This is a genomic window from Pseudomonas sichuanensis (assembly GCF_024749065.1).
Classification (GTDB): Bacteria; Pseudomonadota; Gammaproteobacteria; order Pseudomonadales; family Pseudomonadaceae; genus Aquipseudomonas; species Aquipseudomonas sichuanensis.
Genome location: NZ_CP087185.1, coordinates 1312960 through 1329253, shown reverse-complemented (window position 1 = coordinate 1329253; position 16294 = coordinate 1312960). Strand labels below are relative to the sequence as shown.

Genomic DNA, 16294 nt, shown 5'->3' with positions numbered 1-16294 from the left:
CGATTCGCAAAAAACCATGTAGGGGCTAGGGAAATCCCCGATCGCACAAGAAAAAGACGCACTGATAAAGTCGCGATATTTCTCCGTGATAGCGTTATGACATGCTTCACCGGGAAGCCCACACTCCCAGGCAAACGGCGCACTATGACCTCTACGAACACTTCTGCCAATGCGGTCCCCGAGTCGACGCTCCTTCCCGCTTCGCTGACCGCAAGCGGTGCTCGAGACCTGCCGGCGGCGCGCAGCACCCCGGCGCAGCAGTACCTCTACTTCACCGAACAGGACATCCAGCGCATCCTCGACAACCTCGACGGCCTGCGCGACCTGGTATTCCCGCGCAACCTGCACGTGGAAGACGAAGACCAACTGCGCCTCGAACAGCAGTTCCCGTCGGTGTGCCTGATCGGCCTGGGCCGTTGCGGCTCGAACATTGCGTTGGACGTGGCGGAGCTTGTGTACAACGCCCGCACCTTCTTCCTCAATGAATTCAACAACGAGGATCGCCACAAGGGCGAAGGCGGTTACAGCCCCGCGCGCTGGATCCGCCAGAACCTGCGCCTGGTACAGAACAAGGGCGTGAAGCCGGTATTCCTAGTCGAGCCGCTGGTGATGCTGGGCGACCTGGACAAGGACATCGCCGGGCGCATCCGCTTCTCGCGCAAGGGCGAGCGCGGCGGTTTCCTGCGCGACTATAGCAAGATGAAGATCATGGACCTGTCCGAGGTGCATGCCGGTGGCGCCGGTAACGCGCCGATCCTCGGCCAGTACCTGGCCAAGATCATCCTCAACAAGGATACCCAGCGCTTCTCCAGCGCCGACTGGAAGCTGATCCACTCGTACCTGATCGACTCCTGTGGCATCAAGGCAAACCAGTCGCGCCTGTATTTCTACATCTTCAGCGCTGGCGGCGGCACCGGCTCGGGCATGGCCTCGGAATTCGGCCTGGCCCAGCAGTACTCGTACATGAACAAGACCTTCGACACCAAGCCGGCCGACGAGAACGACGGCAAGAGCGGGCATTCGTTCGTCTTCGAACCGATCTTCACCAGTGGCATCTGCGTGCTGCCCAACGCCTCCGACCACCGCAGCGAGATGTCCGAGGCCCTGCACATCAACGCCGGGCGCCTGCTGTGCAAATATCTTTCGGAAGAATGGGACTTCTCGTACAACTTCGATAACGAAGACAGCAGCGAAGCCAGCGTCATGGGCCGCATCCGCCCGTGGAACGCGATGATGCTGATCTCCAACGACATCATGCGCTACGCCGAAGAAAGCGATGACGGCACGATCCAGAACATCGACGTCAACGCCATGGAGAAACACGCCAACCAGTACATCTCCCAGCAGATCTTCAACATCCTCACGGCGCAGGCGGTGACCACCGACTACGACCAGAACTACTTCCGCCGCGCCGGCATCGACATCGGCGAAACCATCCGCCTGGATGCCAACGACCTGTTCATGAGCCTGGCCGGCCCCGTGGCCATCGCCTACGCCGAATCGGTGGTGCCGGAAATCCCCCGGCCGGGTCGGAAAAGTTCAAGGTATTCGAGCGCGAGCAGCCGCGGCTGGATATCGACGACCTGTTCTTCCGCTCCATCGACCTGCCGCACTTCAACAAGCAGACCCAGGCCATCGAAGGCATCAGCCTGCTGCCGATCGAGTCGAGCCGTTATCGCGCGGCACTGGAGCAATACCAGGCCTCGGGCTATGACGCCGCGGCGCTGCACGACCTGCACTTCTTCAAGAACTGCTCGTCGGTGGTGTCGATCGTCTCCCTGCCCAAGGACTACAAGCTGTCGTACATGGACCTGAACCGGCTCAAGACCCACCTCAACAGCCTGTTCCCCAACACCACGCTCAAGCGCTATGCGCTGGTGATCGGTGCTTCGGCCAACCTGTCGCTGACCACGCTGATCGCCAAGAGCCCGTGCCTGTCGGACGACTTCCTGACCCTGATCGTGGCGTTCATCAAGCGTTGCTTCGCGCGCAATCCGTACCGTTTCGACGACACCATGGACAACGCCATCCTCGAATTCATCACCAGCGAGCACTTCGACGAGGACCGTATCGACGACCTGCTCAACGAGTTCGAGAACCCGGCGAAGATCCTCGACACCAACTGGTATGCGATCAAGCCGATGTACGAGAAGAAGTACCGCGAGCTGATCAACGACAAGAGCCGCTTCGTTTCGATCAACGATATCCGCCTGTCGCGCGAATGCGTGAAGAAGGCGGTGAAGTACCTGCGCGAGATCTACCGTCACCGCATCGGCAAGACCCGCGTGATCTCGTTGAACACCCATACCGGGCGCGTGGATTACTGATTACACGCGGGGCGCCCACTTTCCATGGGCCTGCAGAGTATTTTTGCAGGCCTCTGTGGGAGCAACTGTCCAACTGTGTGAGCGGCCTTGCCGGGGCGCTCATACAGCTGTCGTGCAGTACATGTGGGAGCGGGTTTACCCGCGAACACCAGCGAAGCTGGTGCCAGACACCGCGTTGCGTGCTTCGCGGGTAAACCCGCTCCCACAGCGACCGCACATGCCTTGAATAGAGCACTGTTACTGTACGAGCTGGCAAAGCCTGCGAAGCAGCCCCATTTACGCATGCCGTAAACTGTTACCGCCCCGCCGAATCATCCCGCCACTGTTACTTACTTCCACCTTACGTGAGCGTCAACGCGCACCATCGCGAGGCGTCTGTGCGATTTTGCGCACTAAAAAAGCGCGTGCTTATTCCGCTTTCTTTTCCTGAATCACGATGAACGGCGAAACGACCACCGCCCAGATCTCTGGATCGCGGGTTTGCAGGTCGAGCGCCTGCTCCGCGGACAGCGCCGCCACAGTGCCATCACTGCGCCACTTGGCGAAGATCTCGCTGCGATTCTCGGCCATTGCCTCGGCAACGACGATCAGGTCGAGGCTGGGGTCGACCCAAATCAGGTCACCCTTGGCCCAGAAACGTTCCAGGGCTTTCCACTCGATGGCAGCGGTCTCGCCGAGCAATTTGGCATAGAGGGTGCTTACTTGATCAGTCATGGGTTTACCTGCGCATAAATCGGCCAAGAAAAAAGGCCGGCATTTTTGCAGAAAAACCCGGTTTCAAATACGTAATTTGGTCGATTCGGCGCGAACTTGTGGGGCGGGCCGAGAGTGCAGGCAAAGTGATGGCGCTTTTCTGTATCTTTATGTCGATCAGGCGACACCCCCGGAAACAGACGCTTTTCGCCCGCTTTTCAAGCGCTCGGGCAGCGCTCTACACTGTACCGGTACAGTTCCGGGACATGTTCCGGGGGAAGGTGGGGTTGCGGTTAGGCGTAGCCAGCCGCAAATCCCGTCCGGTCTGTAGGCCTGGCCTCCAGGACTATAAGAATTACAACAGAATGAGTGGAGCACTATGATCAAGATTTCCAAGCTGTTCGCCGCAATGGTTCTGGCCGGGGTTGCCAGCCATTCGTTTGCCGCCGATACCATCAAGATCGGTATCGCCGGCCCCAAGACCGGTCCGGTCACCCAATACGGCGACATGCAGTTCATCGGCGCCAAACAGGCCATCAAGGACATCAACGCCAAGGGCGGCGTCGATGGCAAGATGCTCGAAGCCAAGGAATACGACGACGCGTGCGACCCTAAACAGGCCGTTGCAGTCGCCAACAAAGTGGTCAACGACGGCGTCAAGTTCGTGATCGGCCACCTGTGCTCCAGCTCCACCCAGCCTGCGTCCGACATCTACGAAGACGAAGGCGTGATCATGATCACCCCGGCCGCCACCTCCCCGGAAATCACCGCCCGTGGCTACAAGCTGATCTTCCGCACCATCGGCCTGGACAGCGCCCAGGGCCCGGCCGCCGGCAACTACATCGCCGACCACGTCAAACCGAAAGTGGTCGCGGTACTGCACGACAAGCAGCAGTACGGTGAAGGCATCGCCACCGCGGTCAAGCAGACCCTCGAGAAGAAAGGCACCAAGGTTGCCGTCTTCGAAGGCCTGAACGCCGGTGACAAGGACTTCTCCTCGATCATCCAGAAGCTCAAGCAGAACAACGTCGACTTCGTCTACTACGGCGGCTACCACCCAGAGCTGGGCCTGATCCTGCGCCAGGCACAGGAAAAGGGCCTGAAAGCCAAGTTCATGGGCCCGGAAGGCGTGGGTAACGACTCCATCTCGCAGATCGCCCAGAACGCCTCCGAAGGCCTGCTGGTGACCCTGCCGAAGTCCTTCGACCAGGACCCGGCTAACAAGGCCATCGTCGACGCCATCAAGGCTGACGGCAAGGACCCGAGCGGCCCGTTCGTATTCCCGGCCTACTCGGCCGTCGAGCTGATTGCCGAAGGCATCAAGGCCGCCAAGTCCGAAGACACCGACAAGGTGGCTGCCGCCATCCACGCCGGCAAGTTCAAGACCCCGACCGGCGAGCTGTCCTACGACGAGAAAGGCGACCTGAAAGACTTCAAGTTCGTGGTGTACGAATGGCACTTCGGCAAGCCGAAGACCGAAGTCTCTCCTCAGTAACTGCGTGACTAATAGCTGACCGAGAAGCCCACTGTGCGAGCAGTGGGCTTTGTTTTACGAGGTTCTATGGGCCTGATTCCCGCGATCCGGGGGCCGGTCCACCTGAAAATCTTAAAACCGTCACCCGCGGTTTCCTGGCAGTGCCCGCAAAAGATCACGTGGCGAAGACCACGAGAACATGGGCCGGGGTCATCCCCCACCAGTGAAATGCAAATCAGGTTTTTAGGAGCGCTGTAATGCCTGAGATCTACCATTTCCTACAACAACTGGTTAACGGACTGACCATCGGCAGTACCTATGCCCTGATCGCCATCGGTTACACGATGGTGTACGGCATCATCGGCATGATCAACTTCGCCCACGGCGAGGTGTACATGATCGGTTCCTACGTGGCCTTCATCGCCCTTGCCGGGCTGGCCATGATGGGTATCCATTCGCTGCCGATCCTGATGACCGTGGCCTTCGTCGCCACCATCTGCGTCACCAGTGCCTACGGCTACAGCATCGAACGGGTCGCCTACCGGCCGCTGCGCAACAGCAACCGGCTGATCCCGCTGATCTCCGCCATCGGCATGTCGATCTTCCTGCAGAACACCGTGTTGCTGTCCCAGGACTCCAAGGACAAATCCATCCCCAACCTGATCCCCGGGAGCCTCTCCTTCGGGCCGGGCGGCGCGGAAGAAGTCCTGATCAGCTACATGCAGATCCTGGTGTTCGTGGTCACCCTGGTGGCCATGACCTGCCTGACCCTGTTCATCTCCCGTTCCCGCCTGGGGCGCGCCTGCCGCGCCTGCGCCGAGGACATCAAGATGGCCAACCTGCTGGGTATCAACACCAACAACATCATCGCCCTGACCTTCGTCATCGGTGCCGCGCTCGCGGCGGTGGCGGCCGTGCTGCTGAGCATGCAGTACGGGGTAATCAACCCCAACGCCGGTTTCCTGGTGGGCCTGAAGGCCTTCACCGCGGCGGTACTGGGCGGCATCGGCAGCATTCCGGGCGCCATGCTCGGCGGGCTGGTGCTGGGCGTGGCCGAAGCGTTCGGCGCCGACATCTTCGGCGACCAGTACAAGGACGTGGTGGCATTCGGTCTTTTGGTTCTTGTCCTGCTGTTCCGGCCGACCGGCATCCTGGGCCGCCCGGAGGTTGAAAAAGTATGAACAGAAATCTCAAACAGGCGTTCTTCAGCGCCTTGCTGGTCTGGGCCGTGGCCTTCCCGGTACTGGGCCTGAAACTGAGCATCGATGGCATCAGCCTGATCGTTCACAGCCAGGGCTCGTTCACCATCAGCATCATTGCCGCGTGCTCGGTGCTGATGTTCCTGCGCGTGCTGTTCGACAAGCAGTGGAGTGCGGTGATGGGTCGCCGCTCGGACCGCAAGCTGGTGCCACCGTCGGTGAGCAACTTCCTCACCCTGCCGAAAACCCAGCGCTGGATCATCATGGGGCTGATCGTGGCGGCGCTGATCTGGCCGTTCTTCGGCTCGCGCGGCGCGGTCGACATCGCCACCCTGATCCTGATCTACGTGTTGCTGGGCCTGGGCCTGAACATCGTGGTCGGCCTGGCAGGCCTGCTCGACCTGGGTTATGTCGGCTTCTACGCCGTCGGCGCCTACAGCTACGCGATGCTCTCGCACTACCTGGGCTGGAGCTTCTGGGTGTGCCTGCCGATCGCCGGCCTGATGGCTGCCACCTTCGGCTTCCTGCTCGGTTTCCCGGTGCTGCGCCTGCGCGGCGACTACCTGGCGATCGTCACGCTGGGCTTCGGCGAGATCATTCGCCTGTTCCTGCGTAACCTCACCGACTGGACCGGCGGCCCCAACGGCATCAGCAACATCCCCAAGCCCGAGTTCTTCGGCCTGACCTTCGAACGCAAGGCTGCCGAAGGGATGCAGACCTTCCACGAATTCTTCGGGCTGGAATACAACTCGATCAACAAGGTCATCTTCCTCTACCTGGTCGCCCTGCTGCTGGCCCTGCTGGCGCTGTTCGTCATCAACCGCCTGCTGCGCATGCCGATCGGCCGTGCCTGGGAAGCGCTGCGTGAAGACGAGATCGCCTGCCGTGCGCTGGGCCTGAACCCCACCGTGATCAAGCTCTCGGCATTCACCCTGGGTGCCTGCTTCGCCGGTTTCGCCGGCAGCTTCTTCGCCGCCCGCCAAGGGCTGGTGACACCGGAGTCGTTCACCTTCATCGAGTCGGCGATCATCCTCGCCATCGTCGTGCTGGGTGGCATGGGTTCGCAGTTGGGCGTGATTCTCGCGGCCATCGTGATGATCCTGCTGCCGGAGATGATGCGTGAGTTCAGCGAATACCGGATGCTGATGTTCGGTGCGCTGATGGTGTTGATGATGATCTGGCGTCCGCAGGGCCTGCTGCCCATGCAACGTCCTCACCTGGAGCTGCCTCGATGAGCCGCGAAATTCTGCAAGTCAGCGGCCTGAGCATGCGCTTCGGCGGCTTGTTGGCGGTCAACGGCGTAGGCCTGACCGTCAAGGAGAAACAGGTGGTGGCATTGATCGGCCCGAACGGCGCCGGCAAAACCACCGTGTTCAACTGCCTGACCGGTTTCTACAAACCCAGCGGCGGCACCATCCTGCTCGACGGCCAGCCTATCCAGGGTCTGGCCGGCCATCAGATCGCCCGCAAGGGCGTGGTGCGGACCTTCCAGAACGTGCGCCTGTTCAAGGAAATGACCGCGCTGGAGAACCTGCTGATTGCCCAGCACCGCCACCTCAACACCAACTTCTTCGCCGGCCTGTTCAAGACCCCGAGCTTCCGCCGCAGCGAAAAGGAAGCCATGGAGCGCGCGCAGTACTGGCTGGAGAAGGTCAACCTGACCGAGTTCGCCAACCGTACCGCCGGCACCCTCGCCTATGGCCAGCAACGGCGCCTGGAAATCGCCCGCTGCATGATGACCCAGCCACGGATCATCATGCTCGACGAACCGGCCGCCGGCCTGAACCCCAAGGAAACCGAAGACCTCAAGGCGCTCATCAGCTACCTGCGTGAATCCCACAACGTGACCGTGCTGCTGATCGAGCACGACATGAAACTGGTGATGAGCATCTCCGACCACATCGTGGTCATCAACCAGGGCACGCCCCTGGCCGATGGCACGCCGGAAGAGATTCGCGGCAACCCTGATGTGATCAAGGCCTACCTGGGGGAGGCGTAAATGCTGAAGTTCGAGAACGTTTCCACCTTCTACGGCAAGATCCAGGCGCTGCACAGCGTCAACGTAGAGATCAACCAGGGCGAAATCGTCACCCTGATCGGCGCCAACGGCGCCGGCAAGTCGACGCTGCTGATGACCCTCTGCGGTTCGCCCCAGGCCCATAGCGGCAGCATCAAGTACCTGGGTGAAGAGCTGGTCGGCCAGCCCTCCTCGCACATCATGCGCAAGAGCATCGCGGTGGTGCCGGAAGGCCGCCGCGTGTTCTCGCGCCTGACCGTCGAGGAAAACCTGGCCATGGGCGGTTTCTTCACCGACAAGGGCGACTACCAGGAGCAGCTGGACAAAGTCCTGCAGCTGTTCCCGCGCCTGAAGGAGCGCTATATCCAGCGCGGCGGCACCATGTCCGGTGGCGAACAGCAGATGCTGGCCATCGGCCGTGCGCTGATGAGCAAGCCTAAGCTGCTGCTGCTCGACGAGCCTTCGCTGGGCCTGGCGCCGATCATCATCCAGCAGATCTTCGACATCATCGAACAGTTGCGCCGCGATGGCGTGACGGTGTTCCTGGTGGAGCAGAACGCCAACCAGGCGCTGAAGATCGCCGACCGCGCGTATGTGCTGGAGAACGGCAAGGTGGTGATGCAGGGTACCGGTGAAGCGCTGCTGACCGATCCGAAGGTGCGTGACGCGTACCTCGGGGGTTGAATGATCAAAGGGCCTTCGGGCCCTTTTTTCTGCCTGCAAGTAATGCGTGCGCTTCTTCGCGGGTAAACCCGCTCCCACAGGTACTGTGCAACCCTGAGGAGTGCACGGCCCCTGTGGGAGCGGCGGTTCGCCGTCGCGATTTACCCGCGAAGAAGCACACGCGAATGACCCGGCGCTTGAGATCCCGACGCACCCTGAGTAACGTGGCCAGCTCTTTCGCCAAGATTCCCGGAGCCCGCCCCATGCGCCTCACCCCCTCCCTGCTGCTCGCTTCGATGCTGCCGCTGTTCGCCGGTTGCCAGGTGCTGGCCGAAAAACCGGTCGACCCGAACCTCGGCACCACGCGCATGCAGGGCGAACTCAGCGCCGGCGGCGGCCACCTGCTGTTCAAACCCTGCAACGAAGCCCGTCAGTTCGTCATCAATGACGCTGGCAGCACCGCGATCCTGCAGGAAGCCGCCAACCTGGCCAAAGACTCCAAGGACAAACTGTTCAGCGACCTGCGCGGCCGCCTGACCGGCAGCAAGCAGGCCGGTAGCGACGGCCAGATCGACGTCACCCGCCTGTACCGCCTGGAACCCACCGCCCGCGGTTGCGAAGACCCCAACTTCAAGCAATTGACCCTGCGCGCCGGCGGCCACGAGCCGGACTGGGACATCAAGGCCAGCGGCAAAGGCATGGTGCTCAACCGCGTCGGCCAGGAACCGCTGCCGCTACCGTTCCTCGAAGAAGAGCTGCCCGGCGGCGGCCTGAGCCTGTCCAGTGAAGCCAACGGCCAGCGTGTCGAGCTGTGGGTCGCGCCGCAACGCTGCGTCGACGTTGCCACCGGTGCGATCCGCCACCTCAAGGCCGAACTGCGCATCGACGGCAAGACCCTGAAGGGCTGCGCTTACTACGGCGGTGCCCGCGACCTCTGATCGCCGGGCGCTTTTATCCTGCCAGTCGGGGCGGCGAACAGCTTATACTTGGCGGTTTGTGTAAAGCCGCCGGCCGCCCATGGCCGGGATACTGGACCCTGCCATGCTACGAATCACCGAACTCAAGCTGCCCCTGGACCACTCCGATGACGAGCTGCGCGCAGCCATCGTCCAGCGCCTGGGCATCACGGATGAGCAACTGCTCGGTTTCACCCTGTTCAAGCGCAGCTACGATGCGCGCAAGAAGAACAGCGAGCTGCTGTTCATCTACACCATCGACCTCGAAGCCAGCAACGAAGACGAGCTGCTGCGGGTGTTCGCCGACGATCCGAAAATCAGCGTCGCCCCGGACGTCAGCTACAAGTTCGTCGGCCACGCGACACCGGCAGTGCAGGAACGCCCGGTGGTGGTCGGCTTCGGCCCGTGCGGCATCTTCGCCGGCCTCTTGCTGGCACAGATGGGCTTCAAGCCGATCGTCCTCGAGCGCGGCAAGGAAGTACGCCAGCGCACCAAGGACACCTGGGGCCTGTGGCGCAAGAGCGTGCTCAACCCCGAGTCCAACGTGCAGTTCGGCGAAGGCGGCGCCGGGACCTTCTCCGACGGCAAGCTGTACAGCCAGATCAAGGACCCGCAACACCATGGCCGCAAGGTGCTGGAAGAGTTCGTCAAGGCCGGCGCGCCGGAAGAGATCCTCTACATCAACAAGCCGCACATCGGTACCTTCCGCCTGACCAGCATGGTCGAGAAGATGCGCGAAGAGATCATCAGCCTGGGCGGCGAAGTACGCTTCGAGCAAAAAGTCACCGACCTGCTGGTCGATGGCGAGCAACTGACCGGCGTGGTCCTGCAAAACGGCGAACAGTTGCTGTCGCGCCATGTGGTCCTGGCCTTGGGCCACAGCGCTCGCGACACTTTCCGCATGCTCCACGCCAAGGGCGTGTTCATGGAGGCCAAGCCGTTCTCGGTCGGTTTCCGCATCGAGCACCCACAGTCGCTGATCGACAAGGCGCGCCTGGGCAAATATGCCGGCCATCCGAAGCTGGGTGCTGCCGACTACAAGCTGGTGTACCACGCCAAGAACGGTCGCTCGGTCTACAGCTTCTGCATGTGCCCGGGCGGCACCGTGGTCGCCGCCACCAGCGAGCCGGGCCGCGTGGTCACCAACGGCATGAGCCAGTACTCGCGCAACGAGCGCAATGCCAACTCGGGCCTGGTGGTCGGCATCGACCCGGAGCGCGATTATCCGGGCAGCCCGCTGGCCGGCATCGAACTCCAGGAGCGCCTGGAATCCCACGCCTACGTGATGGGCGGCAGCAACTACCAGGCACCGGCACAGTTGGTAGGTGACTTCGTGGCCGGCCGTGCGTCCACGGCGCTGGGTAGCGTCGAGCCTTCGTACAAGCCGGGCGTCACCCTCTGTGACCTGGCGGCAAGCCTGCCGGCCTTCGCCATCGAAGCCATCCGCGAGGCACTGCCGGCCTTCGAGCGCCAGATCAAGGGCTACAGCCTGCATGACGCAGTGCTGACCGGGATCGAAACACGCACCTCCTCGCCGTTGCGCATCACCCGTGACGACAGCTTCCAGAGCCTGAACCTCAAGGGCCTGTTCCCGGCAGGTGAAGGCGCGGGCTACGCCGGCGGCATCCTGTCCGCCGGTGTCGATGGCATCCGCATCGCCGAAGCCGTGGCAAGGGACATGCTAGGCCTGAAAGACTGACCGTTCGACAGGCCTGTGTCGCGGTGACGGCACAGGCCTGCGGTCACTCTCGGATTTTTCCGGCTCTTCCCTGAGAATTACCTTCCTGCCCTGCTCCGCATTGCCGTCTAGGCTTGCCCGGTCGTACCCGCAACACCTTATAACTAAAAAGAATATAATTTTTGTTTTAAAGCATATCCCCACACGCTAGGGTGTACGCCCGTTTCAATCCAGCTATTTGGAGAGCCCTCACCCGTGCGTAGCCTCTTCGCTCGTTTCTTCCAATTGGAAGCCGCCAGCGGCCTGCTGCTGATCGCCGCCGCCGTGCTGGCCCTGATCATCAACAATTCGCCGCTTTCCTATCTGTACAACGGCCTGCTCGAAGTACCGGTCGCCGTCCAGGTCGGCGCCCTCGAGATCGCCAAGCCACTGCTACTGTGGATCAACGATGGCCTGATGGCGCTGTTCTTCCTGCTCATTGGCCTTGAGGTCAAGCGCGAGGTGGTCGACGGCCACCTGTCCAAGCCTTCGCAGGTGATCCTGCCCGCCACTGCCGCCATCGGCGGCATGCTGGTGCCAGCGCTGATCTATTGGTTCATCAACCGCGACAACCCGGCTGCCGTGGCCGGTTGGGCAATCCCTACCGCCACCGACATTGCCTTCGCGCTTGGCGTGCTCGCGTTGCTGGGCAAGCGTGTGCCGGTGTCGCTGAAGCTGTTCCTGATGACCCTGGCGATCATCGACGACCTGGGCGCGATCATCATCATCGCCCTGTTCTATTCCGGCACGCTGTCCAGCCTGTCGCTGATGCTGGCCGGCGCCTGCCTGATCGCATTGCTCGCCATGAATCGCCTGGGGGTGATCAAGCTTGGCCCTTACCTGGTGATCGGCCTGATTCTCTGGGTCTGCGTGCTCAAGAGCGGTGTGCATGCCACGCTTGCCGGTGTGGCCCTGGCACTGTGCATCCCGCTGCGTACCAAGCACGCCGAAACCTCGCCGTTGCTGAGCCTGGAACACGCGTTGCAGCCCTGGGTCGCCTACGCCATCCTGCCGCTGTTCGCCTTTGCCAACGCCGGCGTTTCGCTGGCCGGTGTCACCCTGGAAAGCTTTATCCACCCAGTCCCCATGGGCATCGCGCTCGGCCTGCTCGCTGGCAAGACGGTCGGGGTGTTCGGCCTGACCTGGATTGCCGTCAAGCTGCGCCTGGCCGCACTGCCGGCCGAGGCCAACTGGGGGCAGGTGCTCGGGGTGGCGGTCCTCTGCGGCATCGGCTTCACCATGAGCCTGTTCGTCGGCTCCCTGGCCTTCGTACCGGGTAGCAGCGACTATGCGGGCATGGACCGCATGGGCATCCTCACCGGCTCGTTCTTCGCCGCCGTGGTCGGTTACCTGATCACGGCCATGGCAAGTCGCAAAGCCGCCGCCCGCTGAATCCATCAGGCAAAAAGAAACCCCGACCCGGCAAAGCCGTGTCGGGGTTTGTTTTGTCTTGCGATCAGTGCGTGACGCGGCTGGTGCCATCGACAGTCATGATGCGCACACGCTCGCCGACGCGGAAGATTTCGTTCTGCTGCACCTGCTGCACATAGGCGCGCATGCTGCCGTCGTCTTCACGCACGGTGATCTCGACGCCCTGGGTGCGGGTCAGGCCTTCTTCGGCGGCGGAACCGGCCAGGCCACCGGCCACGGCACCGATCACAGCGGCAACGATGCTGCCACGGCCACCGCCAACCGCGCTGCCGGCAACACCACCGACAATGGCGCCGGCACCACCACCGATTGGCGTCTTGGTGCCTTCGATCTTCACGGGACGCAGCGATTCGATGGTGCCCATGCGCACGGTCTGCACGCGGCGGGCCTCATCACGGGAGTAGCTGTCACCGGTCAGCGACGACTGGCAGCCGCCCAGCAACAACGCCATGGTGGTGAAGCTCGCCACCAGCAAAACGGATTTACGCATGAGGACAATCTCCAAAAGTTTCAGGTGCTCATTAGACGCCTCGCCTTGACAGGTGTCACGGCGCAAACGTTATAAATTTGTTCCCATTCAGCTCAGGTACAGCCACCATCGGCTGTGCAAGGGGCACTCGGGTTGGACCAAGGATAGCCATGGATTACTTCATCGTCGTGGTGACGACTGTCGCCGGCCTGTACTTCCACGGCTGGCTGTATCTGCGCATGAGGCGTTGGATGGACCGTGACCTGGCGCTTTCGCTGGCCGGGCCGGATCCGGCGAAGCAGGCATTCATGCTCCAGTTGCTGGAGCGGGCGCGGGCAGAAAAGATCAAACGCAAAGCGCTGGCGGCCTGGCTGGAACGCGAGGCCGCCGCGTTCAAGAGTTAAGGTGCCAGGCGCTCACGCTGCCACTGGCCATCCACCAGCCGATAGTTCAGGCGATCATGCAACCGGCTGGCGCGGCCCTGCCAGAACTCGATGCGCTCCGGCAGCAAGCGATAGCCACCCCAGTGCTCGGGGCAATGGGGTTGCGTATCGGAGAAACGCGCCTCGGTGGCCTTGACCAGCCCCTCCAGTTCCTCGCGATCAGCGATCACTCGGCTCTGCGGCGACGCCCAGGCCCCCAGGCGGCTGCCCAGCGGGCGCACCTGGTAGTAATCGTCCGACTCCTTGGCCGTGACCTTTTCCACCCGCCCCTCGATCCGCACCTGACGCTCCAGCGCCGGCCAGAAGAAGGTCATGGCCGCAAACGGCCTGGCCGCGATGTGCTGGCCCTTGGCGCTTTCGTAGTTGGTGAAGAAGGTGAAACCCTGTGCATCGAGGGCCTTGAGCAACAGCACCCGGCAATGCGGGCGGCCGTCGGCATCGACAGTGGCCAGGGTCATGGCGTTGGCTTCCACCGGCAGCTGCTCGGTTTTCACCGCATCGGCGAACCATTGGTGGAACAGCGCGAACGGCTCACCCGGCGCCTGGGCTTCGGCCAGGCCATCACGGGTGTAGTCGCGGCGCATATCGGCCAGGGATTGGGTCATGGCTGCGTTTCCTTGACGATCAGTTGGTCTTCGCAGGGCTGTTGGCGGCGACTTTCTTGTCGGTGCTGGCCTTCTTCGCGGCAGGTTTGGCCGGAGCGGCTTTCTTTTTCGCAGCCGCAGTGGCCTTGGCCGGAGCCTTGGCTTTGGCGGCTGGTTTTTTCGCCGCAGGCTTGGCGGCCGGTTTGGCGGCTGCGGCCTTGGCTGCCGGTGCCTTGGTGTCCTGCACCGCAACCATCGGCGCCGCGGCTGGCGCAGGCGCTGCCTGCTGGTACTTGGCCAACAGAGCGACCATGGTGTCCTTAGGGGTCAGCAGCAGTTCGACACGGCGGTTCAGGGCACGGCCCGGGGCGCTGTCGTTGGCGGCACGCGGCATGACCGAACCCATGCCTTTGAGCATCAGGCGATCACGTTGCAGGCCGCTGAGACGGAAAATCGCCGACACCGAAGCGGCACGCTCGAGGCTCAGCTTCTGGGTGGCGGCGGTGGCGCCACTGCTGTCGCCATGGCCGAGGATAAGGATGGCGGTCTTGCTGTCGGCCTCGATGGCCTTGGCCACCTGGGTGATCGGGCTCAGGGTCACCGGCAGCAGCATGTTCGGGCGATCCGGGTTATAGGAGCCGTCGACCGGGATGGTCACCGCCAGCAGGTCTTCACGGCGCTCCAGCTCGAACTTGCTGCCCTTGATGGCTTCGCGCACCTTGGGTTCGTACTGGTCGAGCCAGGCCTGGGTGGCTTTCTGGTCGATCTTTGGCACGGCCGCAGCTTGCGTGGTTTTCTCGTCGCCACCGAATGGCCACCACCAGCGGCTGCCGCTCTCGGACTTGGCGTCGGCCTTGGCGACGTTTTCGGTCACGGCCGCTTTCACTTCCTTGTCGGCGACTTTATCCGAACCGAAGGGCCACCAGCTCAAGCCGCCGTCTTTCGAACTGTCCTGCGAATGGCTGGCGCAGCCAGTCATGGTCAGGCACAGGGCGAGTGCTAAGGTTTTATGTGAAGACATCAGCGATACACCATGAAATTGAAAGAAATTCTACCCACACCTTTCAGGCGTTGGCACTGAGGATAGTCAAAGGGCCGGGGCAATACCCGCGCCACCCGATCAAAGGCAGCCGGCAAGCACACGTACCAATTTTTGCGCGCGCGGGTCCATCAGCACGTACGGGCCCAGGGTATTGGTGACGAAGCCGAAGGCCACGTCGTGTTCGGGGTCGGCAAAGCCGACCGAGCCACCTGCGCCCGGATGCCCGAAAGCCCGGGCGCCGAGGCCGAAGGTGGCGTTGGCCACCTGGGGCTGGTCAAGCATGCAGCCCAGGCCAAAGCGGGTCTGGGTCAGCAGGGTGCGATCCTGGCCGAGGCTGTGTTCGCGGGTCAGCTCGTCGAGCAGTTCGGATTCCAGCAGGCTGCCATCAAGCAGGCCGGCGTAGAACCCCGCCAGGCTGCGTGCGTTACCATGGCCATTGGCCGCCGGTTGCTGCATGCGCCGCCATTCCGGCTTGTTGGTGCTGGTGAGGATCGCCGGCGGGTTGGTGAAAGCGCGGGTCGACAGAGCTTCGGGCTCGCGCATGGTCACCTGCAACAGGCGCTGGGCCGCAGCATCGCCCGGGTTACCCTTGCCGCGGGCGATGTGCGCCACACGGTGGAATTCTTCGTCCGCCAGGCCCACATGGAAATCCAGGCCCAGCGGCCTGGCGGTGCGCGCGACAATCGACTCGCCCGGCCCACGGCCATCGGCGCGGCGGATCAGCTCACCGATCAGCCAGCCATAGGTGATCGCGGCATAACCATGCTCGGTGCCTGGGGCCCACCAGGGGGCCTCGGCGGCCAGCGCGTCGACCATCGCCTGCCAGTCGTACAGGGCCTCGGCCGGCAACAGTTCACGAATGGCCGGCAGGCCGGCGCGGTGGCTGAGCAGCTGGCGCAGGGTGACCTGCTCCTTGCCGGCCTGGGCGAATTCCGGCCAGTAGCGCGCAACCGGCGCATCCAGTGCCAGCTTGCCCTCGCCCACCAGTTGCAGGGCGGTGACGGCGGTGAAGGTCTTGGTGCAGGAAAACAGGTTGGCGATGGTGTCGCTGTGCCAGGCCTCGCGACCGTCCTTGTCGGCACTGCCGGCCCACAGGTCGACCACGGTCTCGCCGCCGACCTGGATGCACAGCGCCGCACCACGCTCCTGGGGATCCTCGAACAACGCGGCGAAGGCTTCACGCACCGCCTCGAACTTCAGCTCATAGTGGCCCTGAATCTGCACCCGCCTGTTCTCCGTACGACCTTGCTGAAAAAGGCGTGCATTGTTTCAGTAGTTG

Annotated in this window: 14 protein-coding genes and 1 pseudogene; 10 read left to right on the top strand and 5 right to left on the bottom strand. The window is 62.6% G+C overall.

Features of this window, described 5'->3' with window-relative positions; all coding sequences use genetic code 11:
- The first annotated feature begins 144 nt into the window (after nucleotides 1–144).
- Nucleotides 145–2327, top strand: a pseudogene (locus LOY51_RS06200) (hypothetical protein).
- Between the two features lie 408 nt (nucleotides 2328–2735).
- On the opposite strand, the gene LOY51_RS06195 reads toward LOY51_RS06200, so the two are convergent.
- The gene (locus LOY51_RS06195) at nucleotides 2736–3041 is read right to left on the bottom strand and encodes a DUF2288 domain-containing protein (protein ID WP_125462914.1); all 306 of its coding nucleotides are present in this window, start codon (nucleotides 3039–3041) and stop codon (nucleotides 2736–2738) included.
- A gap of 358 nt (nucleotides 3042–3399) precedes the next feature.
- Between LOY51_RS06195 and LOY51_RS06190 the strand changes: the two genes are divergently transcribed.
- The 8 genes from LOY51_RS06190 (at nucleotide 3400) to nhaA (ending at nucleotide 12438) form a co-directional block, all read left to right on the top strand.
- On the top strand, nucleotides 3400–4515 hold the full coding sequence (locus tag LOY51_RS06190; protein ID WP_125462913.1) for a branched-chain amino acid ABC transporter substrate-binding protein: 1116 nt from the start codon (nucleotides 3400–3402) through the stop codon (nucleotides 4513–4515).
- Nucleotides 4516–4751: 236 nt separating this feature from the next.
- Nucleotides 4752–5675 (top strand): high-affinity branched-chain amino acid ABC transporter permease LivH, encoded by a 924-nt coding sequence (gene livH, locus LOY51_RS06185; protein WP_110996283.1) that lies wholly within the window; start codon nucleotides 4752–4754, stop codon nucleotides 5673–5675.
- Nucleotides 5672–6928 (top strand): high-affinity branched-chain amino acid ABC transporter permease LivM, encoded by a 1257-nt coding sequence (locus LOY51_RS06180; RefSeq protein ID WP_110996282.1) that lies wholly within the window; start codon nucleotides 5672–5674, stop codon nucleotides 6926–6928. The genes livH and LOY51_RS06180 overlap by 4 nt, the downstream gene beginning before the upstream one ends.
- Nucleotides 6925–7692 carry a high-affinity branched-chain amino acid ABC transporter ATP-binding protein LivG gene (gene livG / locus LOY51_RS06175; protein ID WP_125462912.1) on the top strand — a complete coding sequence of 256 codons (768 nt, stop codon included), beginning with the start codon at nucleotides 6925–6927 and terminating at the stop codon, nucleotides 7690–7692. The genes LOY51_RS06180 and livG overlap by 4 nt, the downstream gene beginning before the upstream one ends.
- On the top strand, nucleotides 7693–8394 hold the full coding sequence (locus LOY51_RS06170; protein ID WP_125462911.1) for an ABC transporter ATP-binding protein: 702 nt from the start codon (nucleotides 7693–7695) through the stop codon (nucleotides 8392–8394).
- Between the two features lie 242 nt (nucleotides 8395–8636).
- Nucleotides 8637–9311, top strand: a complete 675-nt coding sequence (locus LOY51_RS06165; protein WP_125462910.1) for a COG3650 family protein — start codon at nucleotides 8637–8639, stop codon at nucleotides 9309–9311.
- Between the two features lie 103 nt (nucleotides 9312–9414).
- Nucleotides 9415–11028, top strand: a complete 1614-nt coding sequence (locus LOY51_RS06160; protein ID WP_258645229.1) for an NAD(P)/FAD-dependent oxidoreductase — start codon at nucleotides 9415–9417, stop codon at nucleotides 11026–11028.
- A gap of 234 nt (nucleotides 11029–11262) precedes the next feature.
- Nucleotides 11263–12438: a Na+/H+ antiporter NhaA gene (nhaA, locus tag LOY51_RS06155; protein WP_125857670.1), complete on the top strand. Its 1176-nt coding sequence runs from the start codon at nucleotides 11263–11265 to the stop codon at nucleotides 12436–12438.
- A gap of 64 nt (nucleotides 12439–12502) precedes the next feature.
- On the opposite strand, the gene LOY51_RS06150 is transcribed toward nhaA, so the two are convergent.
- A complete protein-coding gene (locus LOY51_RS06150) occupies nucleotides 12503–12967 on the bottom strand; it encodes an outer membrane lipoprotein (RefSeq protein ID WP_110996277.1) in 465 nt (154 codons plus the stop codon).
- A 149-nt stretch (nucleotides 12968–13116) separates the two neighbouring features.
- Between LOY51_RS06150 and LOY51_RS06145 the strand changes: the two genes are divergently transcribed.
- Nucleotides 13117–13350, top strand: a complete 234-nt coding sequence (locus tag LOY51_RS06145) for a hypothetical protein (protein ID WP_125857669.1) — start codon at nucleotides 13117–13119, stop codon at nucleotides 13348–13350.
- Here the strand turns inward: LOY51_RS06145 and pdxH are convergent.
- From pdxH to LOY51_RS06130, 3 genes are all read right to left on the bottom strand, one after another.
- Nucleotides 13347–13994, bottom strand: a complete 648-nt coding sequence (pdxH, locus tag LOY51_RS06140; protein ID WP_153786231.1) for a pyridoxamine 5'-phosphate oxidase — start codon at nucleotides 13992–13994, stop codon at nucleotides 13347–13349. The genes LOY51_RS06145 and pdxH overlap by 4 nt on opposite strands.
- A gap of 19 nt (nucleotides 13995–14013) precedes the next feature.
- Complete coding sequence (locus LOY51_RS06135) at nucleotides 14014–14994, bottom strand: OmpA family protein (RefSeq protein ID WP_110996274.1); 981 nt, start codon at nucleotides 14992–14994, stop codon at nucleotides 14014–14016.
- Nucleotides 14995–15093: 99 nt separating this feature from the next.
- Nucleotides 15094–16239, bottom strand: coding sequence for a serine hydrolase domain-containing protein (locus LOY51_RS06130; RefSeq protein ID WP_258645225.1), 1146 nt, complete (start codon nucleotides 16237–16239; stop codon nucleotides 15094–15096).
- Between the last annotated feature and the right edge of the window lie 55 nt (nucleotides 16240–16294).

Coding starts and splice junctions, on each gene's coding strand:
- LOY51_RS06195 (WP_125462914.1), bottom strand. CDS start 3,041: ATGACTGATCAAGTAAGCACCCTCTATGCCAAATTGCTCGGCGAGACC.
- LOY51_RS06190 (WP_125462913.1), top strand. CDS start 3,400: ATGATCAAGATTTCCAAGCTGTTCGCCGCAATGGTTCTGGCCGGGGTT.
- livH (WP_110996283.1), top strand. CDS start 4,752: ATGCCTGAGATCTACCATTTCCTACAACAACTGGTTAACGGACTGACC.
- LOY51_RS06180 (WP_110996282.1), top strand. CDS start 5,672: ATGAACAGAAATCTCAAACAGGCGTTCTTCAGCGCCTTGCTGGTCTGG.
- livG (WP_125462912.1), top strand. CDS start 6,925: ATGAGCCGCGAAATTCTGCAAGTCAGCGGCCTGAGCATGCGCTTCGGC.
- LOY51_RS06170 (WP_125462911.1), top strand. CDS start 7,693: ATGCTGAAGTTCGAGAACGTTTCCACCTTCTACGGCAAGATCCAGGCG.
- LOY51_RS06165 (WP_125462910.1), top strand. CDS start 8,637: ATGCGCCTCACCCCCTCCCTGCTGCTCGCTTCGATGCTGCCGCTGTTC.
- LOY51_RS06160 (WP_258645229.1), top strand. CDS start 9,415: ATGCTACGAATCACCGAACTCAAGCTGCCCCTGGACCACTCCGATGAC.
- LOY51_RS06150 (WP_110996277.1), bottom strand. CDS start 12,967: ATGCGTAAATCCGTTTTGCTGGTGGCGAGCTTCACCACCATGGCGTTG.
- LOY51_RS06145 (WP_125857669.1), top strand. CDS start 13,117: ATGGATTACTTCATCGTCGTGGTGACGACTGTCGCCGGCCTGTACTTC.
- pdxH (WP_153786231.1), bottom strand. CDS start 13,994: ATGACCCAATCCCTGGCCGATATGCGCCGCGACTACACCCGTGATGGC.
- LOY51_RS06135 (WP_110996274.1), bottom strand. CDS start 14,994: ATGTCTTCACATAAAACCTTAGCACTCGCCCTGTGCCTGACCATGACT.